Source organism: Kutzneria viridogrisea DSM 43870, from assembly GCF_000525635.1.
Lineage (GTDB): Bacteria > Actinomycetota > Actinomycetes > Mycobacteriales > Pseudonocardiaceae > Kutzneria > Kutzneria viridogrisea.
On the sequence record NZ_CP007155.1, the window covers coordinates 3,862,475 to 3,878,442 of the forward strand.

The following is a 15,968-nucleotide window of genomic DNA, read 5'->3' on the forward strand; positions in this document are numbered from 1 at the left end:
TCACCGGTCGCCGGGCCGGACCAAGCCTGCCTCATAGGCGGTGACCACCGCCTGCACCCGGTCCCGGGCCCGGAGCTTGGCCAGGATGTGACCGACGTGGGTCTTCACCGTGCCCGCCGCCACCGTCAACCGGTCCGCGATCTCGGCGTTCGACCAACCCCTGGCCATCGCCACCAGCACCTCACGCTCGCGCCCGGTCAACGACGCGACCGAGCGCACGGCGCCCGGGTCGAAGGCGGGTACCAGGTGGTCCAGCAACCTGCGAGTGGTCGACGCGGCGATCACGGCATCCCCGGCGTGCACGGTGCGCAGCGCGGCGAGCACGTCCTCCGCGGGCGCGTCCTTGAGCAGGAACCCACTGGCCCCGGCCCGGATCGCGGCCAGTGCGTGCTCATCGAGGTCGAAGGTGGTCAGCACGACCACCTTCGGTGGATCCGGCAGGGCGAGCACCTGCCGGGTCGCCTCGATGCCGTCGAGCACCGGCATCCGCACGTCCATCACCACCACCTCGGGGCGCAGCCGCCGCGCCTCGCGCACACCGCGGAGCCCGTCGCCCGCCTCGCCGACCACGGTCATGTCGGGCTGGGAGTCGATCACCATCCGGACCCCGGCCCGGATCAGTTCCTGGTCCTCGACCAGCAGCACCCGGACGGGCCCGCCCGTCACGCCATCACCGGGATCCGGGCGTTGAGCGCCCGGCCGCCACCGGGTCGCGGCCGCAGGGTCACCGTGCCCCCGTAGGCGCTCGCGCGTTCCCGCATCCCGATGACCCCGTACCCGCCCGTGGCCGGTGCGTCGGTTGCCGACGGGCCCTCGTCCAGCACGTCGATCTCCAATCCGTGCGAGTCCCAGCGCACCGACACCTCGACCCGGGCGGTGGGGCCCACGTGCTTGATCACGTTGGTCAGTCCTTCCTGGACGATCCGGTAGGCCACCAGGCCGAGCCCGCGCTCGACGGGTGACGGCGGAGCCTGCACCGTCAACCGGATGTCGAGCCCGCCCTCGCGGACGCGGTCCACCAGTGCGGGTATGTCCTCGATGCCCGGTTGGGGCGCTGCCTGCTCGCCGGGGTCGTCCCGGAGCAGGCCGAGTACCCGTCGTGTCTCGCCGAGCGCCTGCCGTGCGCAGTCCCCGATCGTCACCAGCGCGGACAGTCCGGCTCCGGGCTCGGCCGCCGCCGCGTACCGGCCACCGTCGGCCTGGGCGATCACCACTGCGAGCGAGTGCGCCACGACGTCGTGTACCTCACGGGCGATGCGGGCCCGTTCCGCCAGCACGGCGATGCGGGCCCGCTGGTCCCGGTCGGCCTCCAACAGCCTTGCCCGCTCCGCAAGCGTGTCGACCTGCCTGCGGCGCAGCCGGTGCAGCGCGCCGAGAGCCCAGGCCGCCAGGACCGCGCTGCCCAGGAAGGCGGCGATGAGCGCGTGCTGGGAGAACGGAACCGGTAACTGCGGCCAGCTCACACCGCCCAGCACGGCACCGAACAGCCCGGCCGCGAGCCCGGACCAGGCCGCCCAGCGCGGGCCGTACGCCGCGGCGGCGTGGACCGCCATCGGGACGGCCAGATCCGCGGGGAGCGCGCCCGTGGTGTCGGCCACGGTCAGCCACTGGGCGAACGCGACCGACACCACCACCGCCCCGCAGAGCACTGGACGGCGCCTGCGCAGCACCAGCGGTGTCACCAGCAGGAGCGAGAACAGGAAGTACCCAGCGTCGGCCCGGACGAGCAGTCCGATCAGGACACAACCCGCGGTGAGAAGGAGCGCTGTCACAGCATCGACGAACAACTCGTGCCCGCGGATCCAGGAGTCGAGCCGTTGGCCGATCACGAGATCACCGTAGCCCGATCGATCCGACAGCACGTCACCTCACGGGTAGTGCCCTGTCCCCGTCGACTACACCTCTGGCCTTAGCCCGAACGGCCGCTGAGACTGGTCAGGTCGGCGGCTCCGGCCTGGGCGTCGACGAGTGACGAGTCCCTGATCGAGGACTGAGACCCGCACACAACTCCGTGCGCCTCAGGGCAAACTGCGGGTGAGCCACACCAACTCGCCCCGCTCGTCCGTCGTGACGTGGTCGCGGTGGAACCCGAGCTTCTCGAGCACCCGCAACGAGGGCGCGTTCCAGGCGCGCACCGTTGACCACAGCCGCCTGCGGCCGGTGGCGGTCGCGGCATCGATCACCGCACGAGCCGCTTCCGTCGCGTAGCCGAGTCCGTGGACCCGCCGGAGCAGCTCGTAGGCGATCTCCGGCTCCTCGACGGTGGCGCGGCCGACGATCAGCCCGCAGTACCCGATGAAGTCGCCTTCGGCGCGGCGCTGGATGTGCAGCAGTGCGAGCCCAGTCCGCGCGGTCGTGGCGAGTTGGGCCGCGATGTTTCCTCGGATGTCCTCGGCCGTGGGCGTCCCGTCGCCCCGTTCGGCGACGAGCGCGCGGAGATCCGCCACGTCGGACTCGGTCCACAGCCGCATCGTCAGCCGCTCCGTCCCCAGCACCGCGCCACCGTTCATCGGGCGCGCCTGTACTCGGAGTGGATCGAATAGTCCTTGCGCGGTCCGATCACCCGCATCCGCACGGTGAACCGGTCCGTACCGGCGAACTCGTAGTGCCCGGTGTAGGTGTCCTGGCCGCACAGGTGCACGTCGCTGGCGGTGGTGGCGTCGGCGAACCTCAGCACATGCATGACCCTGGGTGGGCCGTCCTCCGCGAAGCAGACCCAGATCTGCTCGTTCTCAAGCCGGTAGTGGTACCTCTTGGAGACCTCGTGCGTTTGCCCGTTGTCGAAGGTGAGCCGTCCGCCCTCCCAGTAGTGCAACAGGGTGGGGTCGACCTGGCGAAAACGGGCCTGCCCGGTCATCCGGCCGACCCCGGGCAGCTCCCTGTCCAGGGTCCACGCGCCAGGCAGGCTCGCGAACAGCCGCTGCTCCGGCCGTGACTCGCCAGCACCTGCCATCTTGCTCCGCTCCCCGGGCGCACCGTCCCACGATGGTAACCGGGGCCTGTGCGGCTGGAACGCGCCGAGGCCGTCCGGGACGGATTACTGGACCTGGGCGGCGTCCAGTTGCCTGCGGACCCGTTCGGCCTCGTCCGAGCGCTGTTGGGTTTGGTACAGCTCCAACGCCTCCAGCCACACGGCACGAGCTTGCTCGCGCTGTCCCGTGGCCAGGTGCGGGTAGCCGAGCCGGTCGAGGGTGTCCGCCTCCAAGTAGGTGTCGCCGAGGTCCCGAAACAGGGTGAGGGCCTGCCGGTAGCAGTCCACGGCTCGGGCGTGCTGACCGGTGGTGTGGGCGAGGAAGCCCAGGCTGTCCAGGGTGGCCGCCTCACCGATGCGGTGGTCGTGCCGGGTGAACAGGGCCAGCGCCGCCTCGCAGGACGTGCGGGCCCGCTCGTGCTCGCCCAGCCGGGCCGCGCTGTAGCCCACCTGGTTGAGCAGTTCGGCCTCCCACACCGGCATGCCCAGGGCCTGGAACACGCGCAGGGCACGGCTGGCGTGTTCCAGCACGCGATGATCATCCCCCTGCCGGTCCCAGGCCCAGGCGAGGTACCGGTGGGCGTGGCCCTGGCCCGGCACGTCCCCGGCGAGCCCGGCCAGGGCCAGGGCGTGCTGGAGGTGCTCCATCGCCTCCTCGTACCTGCCCGCCATGCCGCAGGCGTGGCCGAGGTGCCGCCGGGCGAGGGCCTGCACCACGGGGTCGCCGAGCTGGTCGGCCGCGGTCAGCCCGGCCCGCCAGGCGGCGAGGTGGTCGGTGCCGTGCCTGCTGCGCCAGTGGAAGGGGTGCATGGCCCAGACCAGCTGCCACACGCACTGGTGCCAGCCCTGCGCGACGGCGGTCTGGAGGGCGGCCAGCAGGCAGTGGTGCTCGGCGTCGAACCAGCCGATGGCCGCCGTGCGGTTGGACAGCGGCAGCGGGTGGCAGCCGGGTGCGGGTGGCTCGAGTGTGATCATCGGGCGGTGCGGTTCGAGCAGTCGGCCACCTGTCGAAGCGGTGTGCAGGTAGAAGTGCAGTACCCGGCGGAGTGCCGCGACCCGGTCCGCGTCGGGGAGGTCCTGACCTGCCCGGTCCGCGGCGTAGTGGCGGATCAGGTCGTGCATCCGGTACCGGCCCGGAATGTACTGCCGCAGCAGGGAAGCCTGTACCAGGCAGCGCAGTACGACCTGCGCCTGAGCGGTGGTGAGGTCGGCGAGGCAGGCCGCGGCCGCGAGGCTGATGTCGGGACCGGGCGCCACGCCCAGCAGGCAGAACACGCGTGCCTGCTCGGCGGTGAGGGCGCGATAGGACCAGGACAGCACTGCGGGCAGGCTCGCGGCCGGATCGTCCTGCGCCAACGCGGCCAGCCGGGCACTGCGCAGTTCGGTGGCCAAGGTGGCCAGCGGCTGGTGTGGGTGCGTGTGGGTGCGGCCGACCACGACGCTCAACGCCAGGGGAAACCCAGCGCAGTCGGCCAGCAACTCGGCCCCGGCCTCGGACTCGGCCGCCAGTCGGGTGGCGCCCAACCCCGCGGTCAGCAGGTCACGGGCCTCGGCCTCGGACAGCACGTCGACGGGCAGGTGGCTGGCGCCGTGCCGGGTGATCAGGCTGGCCAGGTGGTCGCGGCTGGTCACGATCACCGTGCAGGTGGGGCTGCCCGGCAGCAGGGGCACGACCTGACCGGCGTCGGCGGCGTTGTCCAGCACGACCAGCATCCGCTTGCCCGCCACCAGGCTGCGGAACAACGCCGCCTGGGCGTACGGATCGGCTGGCGCCCGGCCAGGCTGCACGCCGAGGGCGTCGAGGAACCCGTGCAGCACGGTGGCGGCGGACATGGGGCGGGCCTCGGGGCCGTAGCCGTGCAGGTCGACGAAGAGCTGACCGTCCGGGAACCGGTGCAGGTTCCGGTGCGCCCAGTGCAGCGCCAACCAGGTCTTGCCGATCCCACCGGCACCGGCGAGCGCGGAGATCGCCATCGTGCCGCCCTGTTCCGCCGCGCGGTCGAGGGCGGCGAGTTCACCGGTGCGGCCGGTGAACGACCGCGGCGGTGCGGGTAGCTGGCGCGGCACCGGCCACCGGCCGGGACCGGTCAGCCGCGGATCAGCGGTGAGGATCCGCTGGTGCAGCTTTCGCAGCGCTGGACCGGGATCGGTGCCCAACTCCTCGGCCAGCCGCGCCCGGATCCGTTGGTAGTGCTGGAGTGCCTCGGCCGGGCGGTCGCTGCGGTACAGGCCGAGCATCAACTGACCGGCGAGCCGTTCGTCCAGTGGGTGCTCGCGTACCCGGTCGGTCAGGTCGGGCAGCAGCTCGGTGTGCCGTCCACAGCGCAGTTGCAGGTCGGTGAGCTCCAACTGGGCCGCATGGCGTTCGCTGATCAGCGTCGCGCGGACCGCGTTGAGCCAGGGCGTGTCCAGGCCCGTGAAGGGTTCCCCGCGCCACAGCCCGAGGGCCCGCTCGAACAGTGCGACGGCGTGCTCCTCGTCAGCGGTGCGGGCCCGGGCGGTCAGCGTGCGGAACCGGTGCAGGTCGACTGCTTCCCCGTCGAGGTCGAGCCGGTACCCCGCGGACTGCCACCGGATGCTCATCCCACTGACCGGGGCCAGTGCACGCCGCAGCAACTTCACGTGCGCGGACAACGCGTTGGCCGGTTGGCGCGGCAGGCCAGTGGTGCCCCAGACACGGTCGATCAACTGGTCGGCCGGTACCGGCCGGTTGGCCTCCACCAGCAGGACCGCCAGGATGCTCTGCTGCCGCGCGCCGCGGACCGCGATCGGCTGTCCGTCGACGCTGGCCCCGACCTCGCCCAGCAGGCGGAATTCCCCAGTCATGACATCCCCCTGTGACACGACGACACACCTGTTCGTCCGTGCCACGTTGCCACAACCGGCGCCATAGCCGTGCGTCATTCGCCGCACCGTGCCAGGGTCACCACGGACAGGGCCCGGTCAGCGGTCCTCGGGTGGGGTGAGGCCGGGCAGCCCGTCCTCGGCCAGCGCCGCGTCCAGGTCGGCGTGCGCCTCGGGGTGGGCGTCCCACCAGCGCCGGAAGTGCGGGTTGGCGTCCACCACCGACAGGTAGGCCAGCGCGGCGCAGCGGAACAGGTCGTCCGCGGAATTGAGCAGTTCGTCGTTGGCGCGCATGGCGAACAGCAGGTCCGCCTGGATCGGGTCGCCGATCAACGGGTGGGCCGAGACCCCGCCGCCCGCGCGGAAGGCGGCCGCGGCCATGCACACGCAGCCCGCCTTGACCAGTGCCCGGCCGGTGACCGCCTCCGAGGTGTAGTGCCGCACCTTCGGCGCGAACCCGGCCGCCTCGCAGGCCGCCAGCAGCCGCATGCGCACCCCGTTCTCGTGCGGCGGGGGCAGCACCCACTCGCAGTCGGCCAGGTCCGCCAGGTCCACACCCTGCTCGCCGATCGCCGGGTGCCCGTCGGCCAGCCCGACGAAGATCGGTTCGGTGACCAGGGTGCGCACCGTGAGCCCGACCAGGTGGTGCGGCTCGATGCCGTCGAAGCGTTCCACCAGGGCCAGGTCAACCCTGTTGGTGGACAACAACTTCAGCAGTACCGGTGCGGAGGGCTCCACCCAGGTCTGCACGTCCAGCTCCGGCATTTGCTCGTGCAGCTGTTCCAGTACCGCGCCCAGCACCGTCAGCGGGATGCTGCCCACGCGCAGCACCGAGCGCTCGCCCGAACTGCCCCGCTCCCGGGCGCTGACCACCAGCGCCTGCAGGTCCGACAGCAGGGCCTCGGCCCGGTTCAGCACGAAGTTGCCCAGCTCCGTGGGCTTGGTGCCGTGCGGGCCGCGCTCGAACAGCTGACCGCCCAGGATGCGCTCGATCCGCTTGAGCTGGGCTGTCAGCGCGGGCTGGCTCACCCCGAGCAGAGTCGCCGCCCGGCTGACACTGCCCGCCTCGGCAACCGCCCGTACCGCCCGCAGGTGGCGCAGCTCCAGCTCAGCCATCCGCTGATGTTATACCCCGAACGAGTGAGCTGTTATGGCTTGCGTGCGGGGTTTGCGGTGCGGGTCGCCAGGGCACCCCCAGACCACCCACTTGGAGGTGGACACGATGGTCCTGGGTCTGGTTCTCGTCGTCATCGCGGTGGCCGTGGCCGCGTTCGGCATCGCCTTCAACGCCTCGGCCGGTCCCGCCCACCCGCTCAGCGCGTTCGGCGCGCAGGTGGTCACCGCGACCCCGCTGGAGATCTTCCTCGGCGGCATCGCCGTCACGCTCGTGTTCTGCCTGGGCGTGTGGGCGCTGGCGGTGGCCGGTCGCCGCCGCCGTGCCCTGCGCTCGGAGGTCCGCGCCACCCGTCGCGAGCGCGACGAGCTGGCCGCCCAACTCGACCGCCAGCAGGTGGCCGAGCCGGTCGTGGATGCCACGCCCAAGCAAGCGGTGGACCACTAGGCCACGACCGCCGCGGAGGTGGCATTCGCAGCGCCTCGCAGCGGTGTCAGGAAGGTGCCCTTCGCGACGCTGGACGTCCCGAAGGGCACCTTCATGGTGGTGCCGCGCCCTGATTCGCGGCCCCGCTCGGCGGTGTCGGCTCAGGTGGTGAGGAACTGGCCGGGCTTGGTCAGCACGGGGGATTCCAGGTACAGGCCGCGGTACTCGTCCTGGATGCCGCCGTTGTGGACCTGCAACGCGAGCGGACCGGCCTGGCCCGCGGTCCTGTCGGTGAAGTCGAGCACCTCGGTGGCCTTGCAGGTGGCGGCCCCTGCGGTCAGCGGGCAGCAGGCCATGCGTGCCACCCCGGTCTTCTGGTCGGCGATCAGCTCGCACTGGGCCCACTGGTGGACGTCCCACTTGGGGTGTGGGAAGGCCTTGAACAGCTTGCCGCCGCCGTTGTTGTGCCCGGGCCGGTAGTCCCAGTGCCCGCCGTTGGGCGGCTGGAACTGGATGGCGCCGAGCGCGTCGCGGATCGGCTGGGTGCTGCCCCAGATCAACACGGTCGGCGCGTGGTTGCCGGAGACCTGCCGCACCGTGAAGATCCAGCGGAACGTGCCCGTCTGCGCGCGGTTGTAGTAGATCCAGCCGCGACCTGCCGTGCCGGTGCCGTGGATGGCGCCGCCCTGCACGGTCCAGCCACCGGCCTTGGACGCGGTCCAGCCGTCGAGCGTCTTGCCGTCGAACATCGACACCAGGTTGGGGTCACCGTAGGGGTTGTCGTCGGCGGCCGCACCAGGTGCGGTGATCACGGCGGCGAACAGCGCCAGCGCGATCGCGAGGATCCCCAGTGGACGATGGGTCATCGTTGGCGTCCCTCCGTGCGTGAATTCGTGTAAACGTTTTCACTGCGCGGCTGGTCCGAGGTTACGACCTGCCCAGTCGAGGCGTCAACTACCGGACGGCCACCAGCACGTGGTCGTCCCCGGACTGCCACACCGTGGCGACCTCGCGGAACCCCGCCTGGCGCAACAACTCCACGTGGCCCCGCAAGCCGACGCCCGTGCCGTGGTCGCGGACCCCGCGCGACCGGCGTTGGGCCACCAGCGGGGCCAGCACCTCGTCCGCCTCCGCCGCGACCCACCACGCGGCCCAGTCCTCGTTGTCCTGAACGCCCCGCCGGGCGGCACGACCGTCCTTGACCACCTGCTGGATCCGCGCGATGTCCGGCTGGGACTCGGCCATGTGGTCCCCGTTGACCAGGACCCCGCCGGGCCGCAACAGGTTCGCGACATCGCGGTACAACCGGGACAGATCCGGCTCGGCGAGCCAGTGCAGGGCCGTGGTCGACACCGCGGCGTCCAGTTCGCCGTCCAGGCCCAGGGAGTTCGACCAGGACGGGTCCGCCAGGTTGGTCTCGGCGAAGCGGACGGACTCCGGCGCGGTGGCGCGGGCCAGCGCCAGCAGCAGCGGATCGTTGTCCACGCCGACGAACCTGGCCGAGGGCAGTCGCCGGGCCAGCCTGGTCGACAGGGAGGCGGGGCCGCAGCCCAGGTCCAGCACCTGCGGGGCGGCCCGGTCGGCCACCACGTGTGCCACCACGTCGCCGATCACGGTGAACCGCTCCTCGCGGTCGGCGATGTACAGCTCCTGTTGTGTGTCCCAGCGGGCCAGCCAGTGCGCCGCCAGTTCGGGACTGATGCTCTGCGTGCTCGTCATTATTGCAACTTACTGGCAACAAGGACGATGTTCCACCCATTGGACGGGGATTCCCGGGCGCGGTCACGGCATTAGGGTCTGCGATCAGCAAGTTCCCGACCTGGGGGTAGACCGATGACCTGGACGAGATCCGCGCTGTTGCTGACCGCGGGAGTGCTGCTGGGGACCACCGCGGCCTGTGGCGGTGGCACCAGGACCGCAGGCGGCGCGTTCGACCCGAACACCTGCCAGGGCGGCACGCTGCGCATCCTCAACCAGAAGGACGCGGGCTCGCACCTGGACCCCGCGCGGCTCTACACCTCCGGCGGCGGCAACATCCCCTCCCTGCTGTTCCGCACGCTGACCACCCGCAACCGCGCAGGCGGGGCGGAGGGCGCCAAGGTCGTGCCGGACCTGGCCACCGACACCGGGCAGGCCAACGCCGACGCCACGGTGTGGACCTACCACCTGCGGGACGGCCTGAAGTTCGAGGACGGCACGCCGATCACCAGCCAGGACGTCAAGTACGGCATCGAGCGCAGCTTCGCGGCCGAACTGCCCGGCGGCGCTCCGTACCTGCACGATTGGCTGGTCGAGGCCGAGGACTACCAGGGCCCGTACAAGCAGCCCGCTGGCATCCCGGCGATCGAGACCCCCGACGCCAGGACCATCGTGTTCCACCTCAACTCCCCGCACGGTGACTTCCCCTACCTGGCAACGGCAACCCAGTTCGCCCCGGTGCCCAAGGCCAAGGACACCGGTGCGGACTACGAGAAGCACCCGATCTCCAGCGGGCCGTACAAGATCGACAGCTACCAGAAGGGCAAGAGCCTCACCCTGGTGCGCAACGAGAACTGGTCCCGCCAGGTGGACGGCAACCGGCTGGCCTGCCCGGACCGGATCGAGGGCAGCTACGGGCTGGACGCGGCGGTGATCAACCAGCGGATCAGCACCGGCAGCGGTGAGGACGCCAACGCCGTCACCACCGACACCGACCTGGGGCCCTCCGAGCTCGCCCAGCTGGACAGCAACCCCGAGCTGGCCAAGCGGGTGGCCAAGGGCGGCTTCCCCTACACGTACTACCTGGCCTTCGACACCACCAAGGCGCCGTTCGACAACCAGAAGGTGCGCGAGGCGTTCACCTACGCGGTGGACCGCCAGTCCGTGGTCAACGCGGCGGGCGGCAGCTCGCTGGCCTACCCGGCCACGACCTTCCTGCCGAACAACAAGTCCATGGGCTACCAGGCGTTCGACTACTTTCCGGCCGGGCAGAACGGTGATCCGGCCAAGGCCAAGCAACTGTTGGCCGAGGCGGGTTTCCCGAACGGGATCACCGTGACCCTGGCGCACCGCTCGGACAACAGCAACGGTGACGGCCCGGCCATCGCCACCGCCGTGCAGGACGCCTACAAGAAGGCGGGTATCACGGTGAACCTGCAGAGCGTGGACGCCGAGAGCTACCCGCAGACCGTGGGCAACCCGGCCACCCAGCCGCAGGTCTCCATCCAGGGCTGGGGCGCCGACTGGCCCTCCGGCGGGCCCTTCCTGGTGCCGATCTTCGACGGCAGGCAGTACATCGCCTCCGGCGGCAACTTCAACACCGCGCACCTCAACGACCCCGCGGTCAACGCCGAGATCGACCAGATCAACAAGATCACCGACCCGGCGCAGGCCGCGCAGCGCTGGGGCGCGCTGGACGCCGAACTGGGCAAGAAGGCGGTGGATGTGCCGCTCTACCACAGCACCAGCCTGCGGCTGTTCGGCAAGAACGTGCGCAACGCCTTCGTCAGCGACTGGACCGGGGTGTACGACCTGTCCGCGGTGTCGGTCAAGTGAGACTGCTCTGGAACCGGTTCCGCGCCGACCGGTCCGCGGTGTTCGGGGCGGTGGTCGCCGGGCTGCTCGTGCTGCTGGCGATCACCGCGCCGCTGCTGACCGCGCTGGAGGGCCAGGACACCACCTCGTTCCACAACGACCTCGTCGACTCCGCGCGTGGTGGCGTGCCGCTAGGCGGGTTCGGCGGGATCAGCCCGCAGCACTGGTTCGGGGTGGAGCCGCAGACCGGTCGCGACCTGTTCGCACGCATCGCCGAAGGCGCGCAGGTCTCCCTGCTGGTGGCCATCTGCGCCACCCTGGTCGAGGTGCTGCTCGGCGTGGCCGTCGGCCTGCTCGCCGGGCTGAGCGGCAAGCTGGTCGACGCCCTGCTCAGCCGGGTCACCGACATCGCGATCGCCTTCCCGGTGACCGTGTTCTCCCTGGCACTGCTGGCGATCGTGCCGGAGACCTTCCCCAGGCCGCTGCTGGTCGCGGTGGTCATCGGCGTGTTCGGCTGGGGCGGCACGGCGCGCATCACCCGCGCGCAGGCGCTGAGCCTGCGCACCAGGGACTTCGTCGCTGCGGCCCGGCTGTCCGGGGCGAGCGGCTGGCGGGTCGCGCGCCGCGAGATCCTGCCCGGCCTGGCCGCACCCGTGATCACCTACGGGGCGTTGCTGCTGCCGACCAACCTGATCGCCGAGGCGGGCCTGTCCTTCCTCGGGGTGGGGGTACGCCCGCCCACCTCCTCGTGGGGCCAGATGCTCTCCTCGGCGACCACGTGGTTCCGCAGCGATCCGGTGTACGTGTTGCTGCCCGCGTTCATGGTGTTCCTGACGGTGTTGTCGTTCACGCTGTTCGGCGAGGGCGTGCGGATCGCGCTGGACCCGCGCAGCACCCGGCTGTCCAGGAAGGCGGCCTGAATGCTCGGCTACGTGGTGCGGCGCCTGCTCGGCGCGATCGCCGTGATGCTGGCGATGTCCGCGGTGGTGTACGTGCTGTTCTACCTGATGCCCGCCAACCCCGCGCAACTGGTGTGCGGCCCCAAGACCTGCACGGCCGACCGGCTCGCCATGGTGGAGCACTCGCTCGGCCTGGACGAGCCGCTGTACGTGCAGTACTGGCACTTCCTGAGCGGGCTCGTCGTGGGCAGGGACTTCAGCTCCGGCCCGAGCGTGCTGCACTGCCCGGCGCCCTGCCTGGGATATTCCTTCCAGTACACCGAACCCGTGCTGGACAAGATCCTGGAGGCGCTGCCCGTCTCGCTGTCGATCGTGATCGGGGCGGCCCTGCTCTGGCTCACCTTCGGCATCGGGGCCGGTGTGCTGTCCGCACTGCGCCGCGGCCGGTGGCTGGACCACGCGGTGAACGTGGTGGTGCTGGGCGGGTTCGCCGTCCCGGCCTTCATCACCTCCCTGTTGCTGCTCATGGTGTTCTGCGTGTACCTGCAATGGCTGCCGTTCCCCAGCTACGTGCCCTTCGACGAGGACCCGCTCGGCTGGGCGCAGAACCTGGTCCTGCCGTGGATCGTGCTCGCACTGGTGCAACTCCCGCCCTACGTCAGGCTTTCGCGGTCGGGCGTGCTGGAGACCCTGACCGAGGACCACATCCGCACCGCCCGCGCCTACGGCCTGACCGAGCGGCGGGTGATCGGCAGGCACGCCCTGCGCGGGGCGCTCAGCCCGCTGATCACCGTGGCGGCGGCCGACATCGCCGCGGTGCTGACCGCGTCCATGCTCACCGAGACGGCGTTCGGCCTGCCGGGGCTGGGCCGGTTGATGGTGCAGTCGGTGAACCAGATCGACCTGCCGATGGTGGTGGGCATGACCTTGCTGATCGGCTTCGTCATCGTGCTGTGCAACGCGATCGCGGACGTGCTCTACGCCGTGGTCGACCGGAGGGTGAGGGTCGCGTGAGTGACGTCGTGTCGGTGCGTGACCTCACCATCGACTTCCGCACCGAGGGCGGCACGCTGCGTGCCGTGGACGGCTTGTCCTTCCAGCTCGGGGCCGGTCGCGCGCTGGGCATCGTCGGCGAGTCGGGCTCCGGCAAGAGCGCGACCGCCTTGGCACTGCTGGGCTTGCACCGCGGCACGAACGCCACAGTGGACGGTCACGTCGAGGTGTTCGGCACCGAGCTGAACGCCGCCACCGACGAGCAGGTGCGCCGACTGCGCGGCAGCCGGATCGCGATGGTCTTCCAGGACCCGTTGTCCGCGCTGGACCCGTTCTTCTCCGTCGGCGACCAGATCGCCGAGGTGTACCGCGCCCATACCAACGCCAGCCGCCGCGCCGCGCGGGCACGGGCCGTGCAGGTGCTCGACCGGGTCGGCATCGCCGAGGCCGCGCGGCGGGTCGATGCGTTCCCGCACGAGTTCTCCGGCGGCATGCGCCAGCGCGCGCTGATCGCCATGGCGCTGTCCTGCCAGCCGCAGGTGCTCGTCGCCGACGAGCCGACCACCGCGCTGGACGTCACGGTGCAGGCGCAGATCCTCGACCTGATCCACGAGTTGCGCACCGAGACCGGTATGGCGCTGCTGCTGGTCACGCACGACCTGGCCGTGGCCGCGGGCAACGTGGACGAGGTCCTGGTGATGCAGGGTGGGCACGCGGTGGAGCGCGGCCCGGCCGAGTCGGTGCTGACCGAGCCGAGCCAGGGCTACACCCGTGACCTGGTGGCGTCGATCCCGCGTCTGGACGCACCGCGTGACCGTCCCGCGCGCGAGTCGCCGGCCGAACCGCTGATGCGGGTACTCGACGTGCACCAGCACTTCCGGATCGGCTCGCGGCTGACCGGGGCGAAGCTGCACGCGGTGGACGGGGTCAGCCTGGACGTGCTGCGTGGTGAGGCGCTGGGCGTGGTGGGGGAGAGCGGTAGTGGCAAGACCACACTGGCCCGCATGATGGTCCGGCTGCTCACGCCCACCTCGGGGCAGATCCTGTTCGAGGGCAACGAGATCTCCGCGATGCCCGAGCGGCGGCTGCGGGCGTTGCGCGGGGACCTGCAAATGGTGTTCCAGGACCCGGTTTCCTCGTTGAACCCGCGCCGGACCATCGGCGACAGCATCGCCGACCCGCTGCGGGTGCGCGGAGAGTCGGACGAGAAGGTGTTGCGCCGCAAGGTGCAGCAGCTGCTGGAACAGGTCGGTCTCGACCCGGAGCGGTTCGACCGGTACCCGCACGAGTTCTCCGGCGGACAGCGCCAGCGGGTCGGCATCGCCCGCGCCCTGGTGCTGCGGCCCAAGCTGCTGGTGTGCGACGAACCCGTGTCGGCACTGGACGTGTCGACCCAGGCGCAGGTGATCCGCCTGCTGGCCCAGCTGCGCACGGAGTTCGACCTGACGCTGGTGTTCGTCGCGCACGACCTGGCCGTGGTGCGGCAGGTCAGCGACCGGGTCGTGGTGATGAGGTCCGGTCAGGTCGTGGAGTCCGGCGAAACCGACGAACTGTACGGAAACCCGACGCATCCGTACACGAAGTCCTTGCTGGCGGCCGTTCCCGTGCTGGACCCCGAACTGGCCAGGCAGCGGCGTGCCGAGCGCGGCAAGGTGTGAACAGCGGTCACCTGAAGTTCCCCCGTTGTTCGGGTCAGCGCCGACCGTGACCTGGGTAGCGTCGCCGAGGTGGCCGAACTGACTCGCCGTCGCCTGTTGGGCACTGCCGCAGGCGCCGCACTCGCATCCACCCTGCTCCCACCGAACCTCCGGGCGGCGATGGCCGCCGAGCCGAAGCACCGCGGCTCGCTCAGCGACATCAAGCACATCGTGATCCTCATGCAGGAGAACCGGTCCTTCGACCACTACTTCGGCACGATGTCCGGTGTGCGTGGTTTCAGCGACCCCAACGCGATGAAGCTGCCCAACGGCAGATCGGTGTTCTACCAGCCCGACGCGAAGAACCCCGACGGCTACCTGCTGCCCTTCCACCTGGACACCCGCAAGTCCAGCGCGCAGGCCATCCCGTCCACCAGCCACGCCTGGACCGTGCAGCACAACGCGTGGAACGGCGGCAAGATGGACAACTGGCTGCCCGCGCACCGGGCCGCCGACGGGGTCAACGGTCCCTACGTGATGGGCTACTACACCCGCGCGGACATCCCCTTCCAGTTCGCGCTGGCCGACGCCTTCACCATCTGCGACGCCTACCACTGCTCGGTGTTCGGGCCGACCCACCCCAACCGGTACTACCTGATGACCGGCATGATCGACCCCAGCGGCAAGGGCGGCGGCCCCGCGCTGGACAACAGCGGCACGGAGTACAGCTGGAAGACCTATCCCGAGCGGCTGACCGAGGCCGGGGTGAGCTGGAAGGTCTACCAGCAGAAGGACAACTACGGCTGCAACGTGTTGGAGAACTTCGTCCAGTACCAGAACGCGCCGCAGACCTCCCCGCTCTATCTCAACGGCATGCAGAAGTACCCGGCGGGCAAGTTCGAGTACGACGCGATCAACGACCAGCTGCCGACCGTCTCCTGGATCATCCCCACCGCGGCCGAGTCCGAGCACCCCGACTACCTGCCCGCCGCCGGGGCCGCCTTCGTGGCCAGCAAGATCGACGCGATCGCCGCCAACCCCGAGGTGTGGGCCAAGACCGCGTTCATCCTCACCTACGACGAGAACGACGGCCTGTTCGACCACGTCGCCCCGCCGGTGCCCGCCCCGGGCACCGCCGAGGAGTTCGTCAAGGGCCTGCCGATCGGTGGCGGCTACCGCGTGCCCACCACGATCGTCTCGCCCTGGACCCAGGGCGGCTGGGTGTGCAGCGAGAACTTCGACCACACCTCGGTGCTGCGCCTGCTGGAGAAGCTGACCGGTGTGCAGGAGACCAACATCAGCGCCTGGCGCCGCAAGACCTTCGGCGACCTGACCTCCGCGTTCCGCTTCAGCGACCCGAAGGCCCAGCCGCCGGTGCTGCCCGACACGCACGGCCCGCTGACCCTGGCCCAGTACGAGGTGGCGACCCTGCCCAAGCCCACCCTGCCCGGCAAGGGCCAGCAGCCCCCGCACCAGGACCCGGGCACCCGCCCGCACACCCCGCGCGGGCACTGACCCCGGTTGGGGCGGCCCCGGCCGCCCCAACCCCCGGTTCAGCGCAGCATGATGGA

Annotated in this window: 14 protein-coding genes; 6 read left to right on the forward strand and 8 right to left on the reverse strand. The window is 70.9% G+C overall.

The genetic code is table 11. The features are described from left to right. The 6 genes from KALB_RS17325 to KALB_RS17350 form a co-directional block, all read right to left on the reverse strand. Window positions 1-666 (reverse strand): response regulator, encoded by a 666-nt coding sequence (locus KALB_RS17325; protein WP_025356982.1) that lies wholly within the window; start codon window positions 664-666, stop codon window positions 1-3. Further along, window positions 663-1,829, reverse strand: coding sequence for a sensor histidine kinase (locus KALB_RS17330; protein WP_025356983.1), 1,167 nt, complete (start codon window positions 1,827-1,829; stop codon window positions 663-665). The genes KALB_RS17325 and KALB_RS17330 overlap by 4 nt, the downstream gene beginning before the upstream one ends. 189 nt (window positions 1,830-2,018) lie before the next feature. Continuing rightward, window positions 2,019-2,510 (reverse strand): GNAT family N-acetyltransferase, encoded by a 492-nt coding sequence (locus tag KALB_RS17335; protein WP_025356984.1) that lies wholly within the window; start codon window positions 2,508-2,510, stop codon window positions 2,019-2,021. Then, entirely contained in the window at window positions 2,507-2,953 is a 447-nt protein-coding gene (locus tag KALB_RS17340) for a DUF6314 family protein (RefSeq protein ID WP_025356985.1), read from the reverse strand. The genes KALB_RS17335 and KALB_RS17340 overlap by 4 nt, the downstream gene beginning before the upstream one ends. A gap of 84 nt (window positions 2,954-3,037) precedes the next feature. Next, window positions 3,038-5,797, reverse strand: a complete 2,760-nt coding sequence (locus KALB_RS17345) for an AfsR/SARP family transcriptional regulator (RefSeq protein ID WP_025356986.1) — start codon at window positions 5,795-5,797, stop codon at window positions 3,038-3,040. A gap of 117 nt (window positions 5,798-5,914) precedes the next feature. Next, window positions 5,915-6,931, reverse strand: coding sequence for a LysR family transcriptional regulator (locus KALB_RS17350; RefSeq protein WP_025356987.1), 1,017 nt, complete (start codon window positions 6,929-6,931; stop codon window positions 5,915-5,917). A gap of 106 nt (window positions 6,932-7,037) precedes the next feature. Here KALB_RS17350 and KALB_RS43970 point away from each other — a divergent pair, with 106 nt between their 5' ends. Next, window positions 7,038-7,376 carry a hypothetical protein gene (locus tag KALB_RS43970; RefSeq protein ID WP_051912876.1) on the forward strand — a complete coding sequence of 113 codons (339 nt, stop codon included), beginning with the start codon at window positions 7,038-7,040 and terminating at the stop codon, window positions 7,374-7,376. 140 nt (window positions 7,377-7,516) lie between these two features. Here KALB_RS43970 and KALB_RS17360 read toward each other — a convergent pair whose 3' ends face one another. Next, a complete protein-coding gene (locus tag KALB_RS17360) occupies window positions 7,517-8,221 on the reverse strand; it encodes a 3-keto-alpha-glucoside-1,2-lyase-like domain-containing protein (RefSeq protein WP_025356989.1) in 705 nt (234 codons plus the stop codon). An 88-nt stretch (window positions 8,222-8,309) separates the two neighbouring features. Beyond that, window positions 8,310-9,074, reverse strand: a complete 765-nt coding sequence (locus KALB_RS17365; protein ID WP_042220467.1) for a class I SAM-dependent methyltransferase — start codon at window positions 9,072-9,074, stop codon at window positions 8,310-8,312. A gap of 114 nt (window positions 9,075-9,188) precedes the next feature. Here KALB_RS17365 and KALB_RS17370 point away from each other — a divergent pair, with 114 nt between their 5' ends. From KALB_RS17370 to KALB_RS17390, 5 genes are all read left to right on the forward strand, one after another. Beyond that, window positions 9,189-10,889, forward strand: coding sequence for an ABC transporter substrate-binding protein (locus KALB_RS17370; RefSeq protein WP_025356991.1), 1,701 nt, complete (start codon window positions 9,189-9,191; stop codon window positions 10,887-10,889). After that, window positions 10,886-11,788, forward strand: coding sequence for an ABC transporter permease (locus KALB_RS17375; RefSeq protein ID WP_042220469.1), 903 nt, complete (start codon window positions 10,886-10,888; stop codon window positions 11,786-11,788). Before KALB_RS17370 ends, KALB_RS17375 begins: the two co-directional genes overlap by 4 nt. Further along, entirely contained in the window at window positions 11,789-12,781 is a 993-nt protein-coding gene (locus KALB_RS48525; protein WP_025356992.1) for an ABC transporter permease, read from the forward strand. Beyond that, a complete protein-coding gene (locus tag KALB_RS17385; protein ID WP_030107863.1) occupies window positions 12,778-14,418 on the forward strand; it encodes a dipeptide ABC transporter ATP-binding protein in 1,641 nt (546 codons plus the stop codon). Before KALB_RS48525 ends, KALB_RS17385 begins: the two co-directional genes overlap by 4 nt. 69 nt (window positions 14,419-14,487) lie before the next feature. Continuing rightward, complete coding sequence (locus KALB_RS17390) at window positions 14,488-15,912, forward strand: phosphocholine-specific phospholipase C (RefSeq protein ID WP_025356993.1); 1,425 nt, start codon at window positions 14,488-14,490, stop codon at window positions 15,910-15,912. The last annotated feature ends 56 nt before the right edge of the window (window positions 15,913-15,968 follow it).

Coding starts and splice junctions, on each gene's coding strand:
- KALB_RS17335 (WP_025356984.1), bottom strand. CDS start 2,510: ATGAACGGTGGCGCGGTGCTGGGGACGGAGCGGCTGACGATGCGGCTG.
- KALB_RS17345 (WP_025356986.1), bottom strand. CDS start 5,797: ATGACTGGGGAATTCCGCCTGCTGGGCGAGGTCGGGGCCAGCGTCGAC.
- KALB_RS17360 (WP_025356989.1), bottom strand. CDS start 8,221: ATGACCCATCGTCCACTGGGGATCCTCGCGATCGCGCTGGCGCTGTTC.
- KALB_RS17365 (WP_042220467.1), bottom strand. CDS start 9,074: ATGACGAGCACGCAGAGCATCAGTCCCGAACTGGCGGCGCACTGGCTG.
- KALB_RS17370 (WP_025356991.1), top strand. CDS start 9,189: ATGACCTGGACGAGATCCGCGCTGTTGCTGACCGCGGGAGTGCTGCTG.
- KALB_RS48525 (WP_025356992.1), top strand. CDS start 11,789: ATGCTCGGCTACGTGGTGCGGCGCCTGCTCGGCGCGATCGCCGTGATG.
- KALB_RS17340 (WP_025356985.1), bottom strand. CDS start 2,953: ATGGCAGGTGCTGGCGAGTCACGGCCGGAGCAGCGGCTGTTCGCGAGC.
- KALB_RS17350 (WP_025356987.1), bottom strand. CDS start 6,931: ATGGCTGAGCTGGAGCTGCGCCACCTGCGGGCGGTACGGGCGGTTGCC.
- KALB_RS43970 (WP_051912876.1), top strand. CDS start 7,038: ATGGTCCTGGGTCTGGTTCTCGTCGTCATCGCGGTGGCCGTGGCCGCG.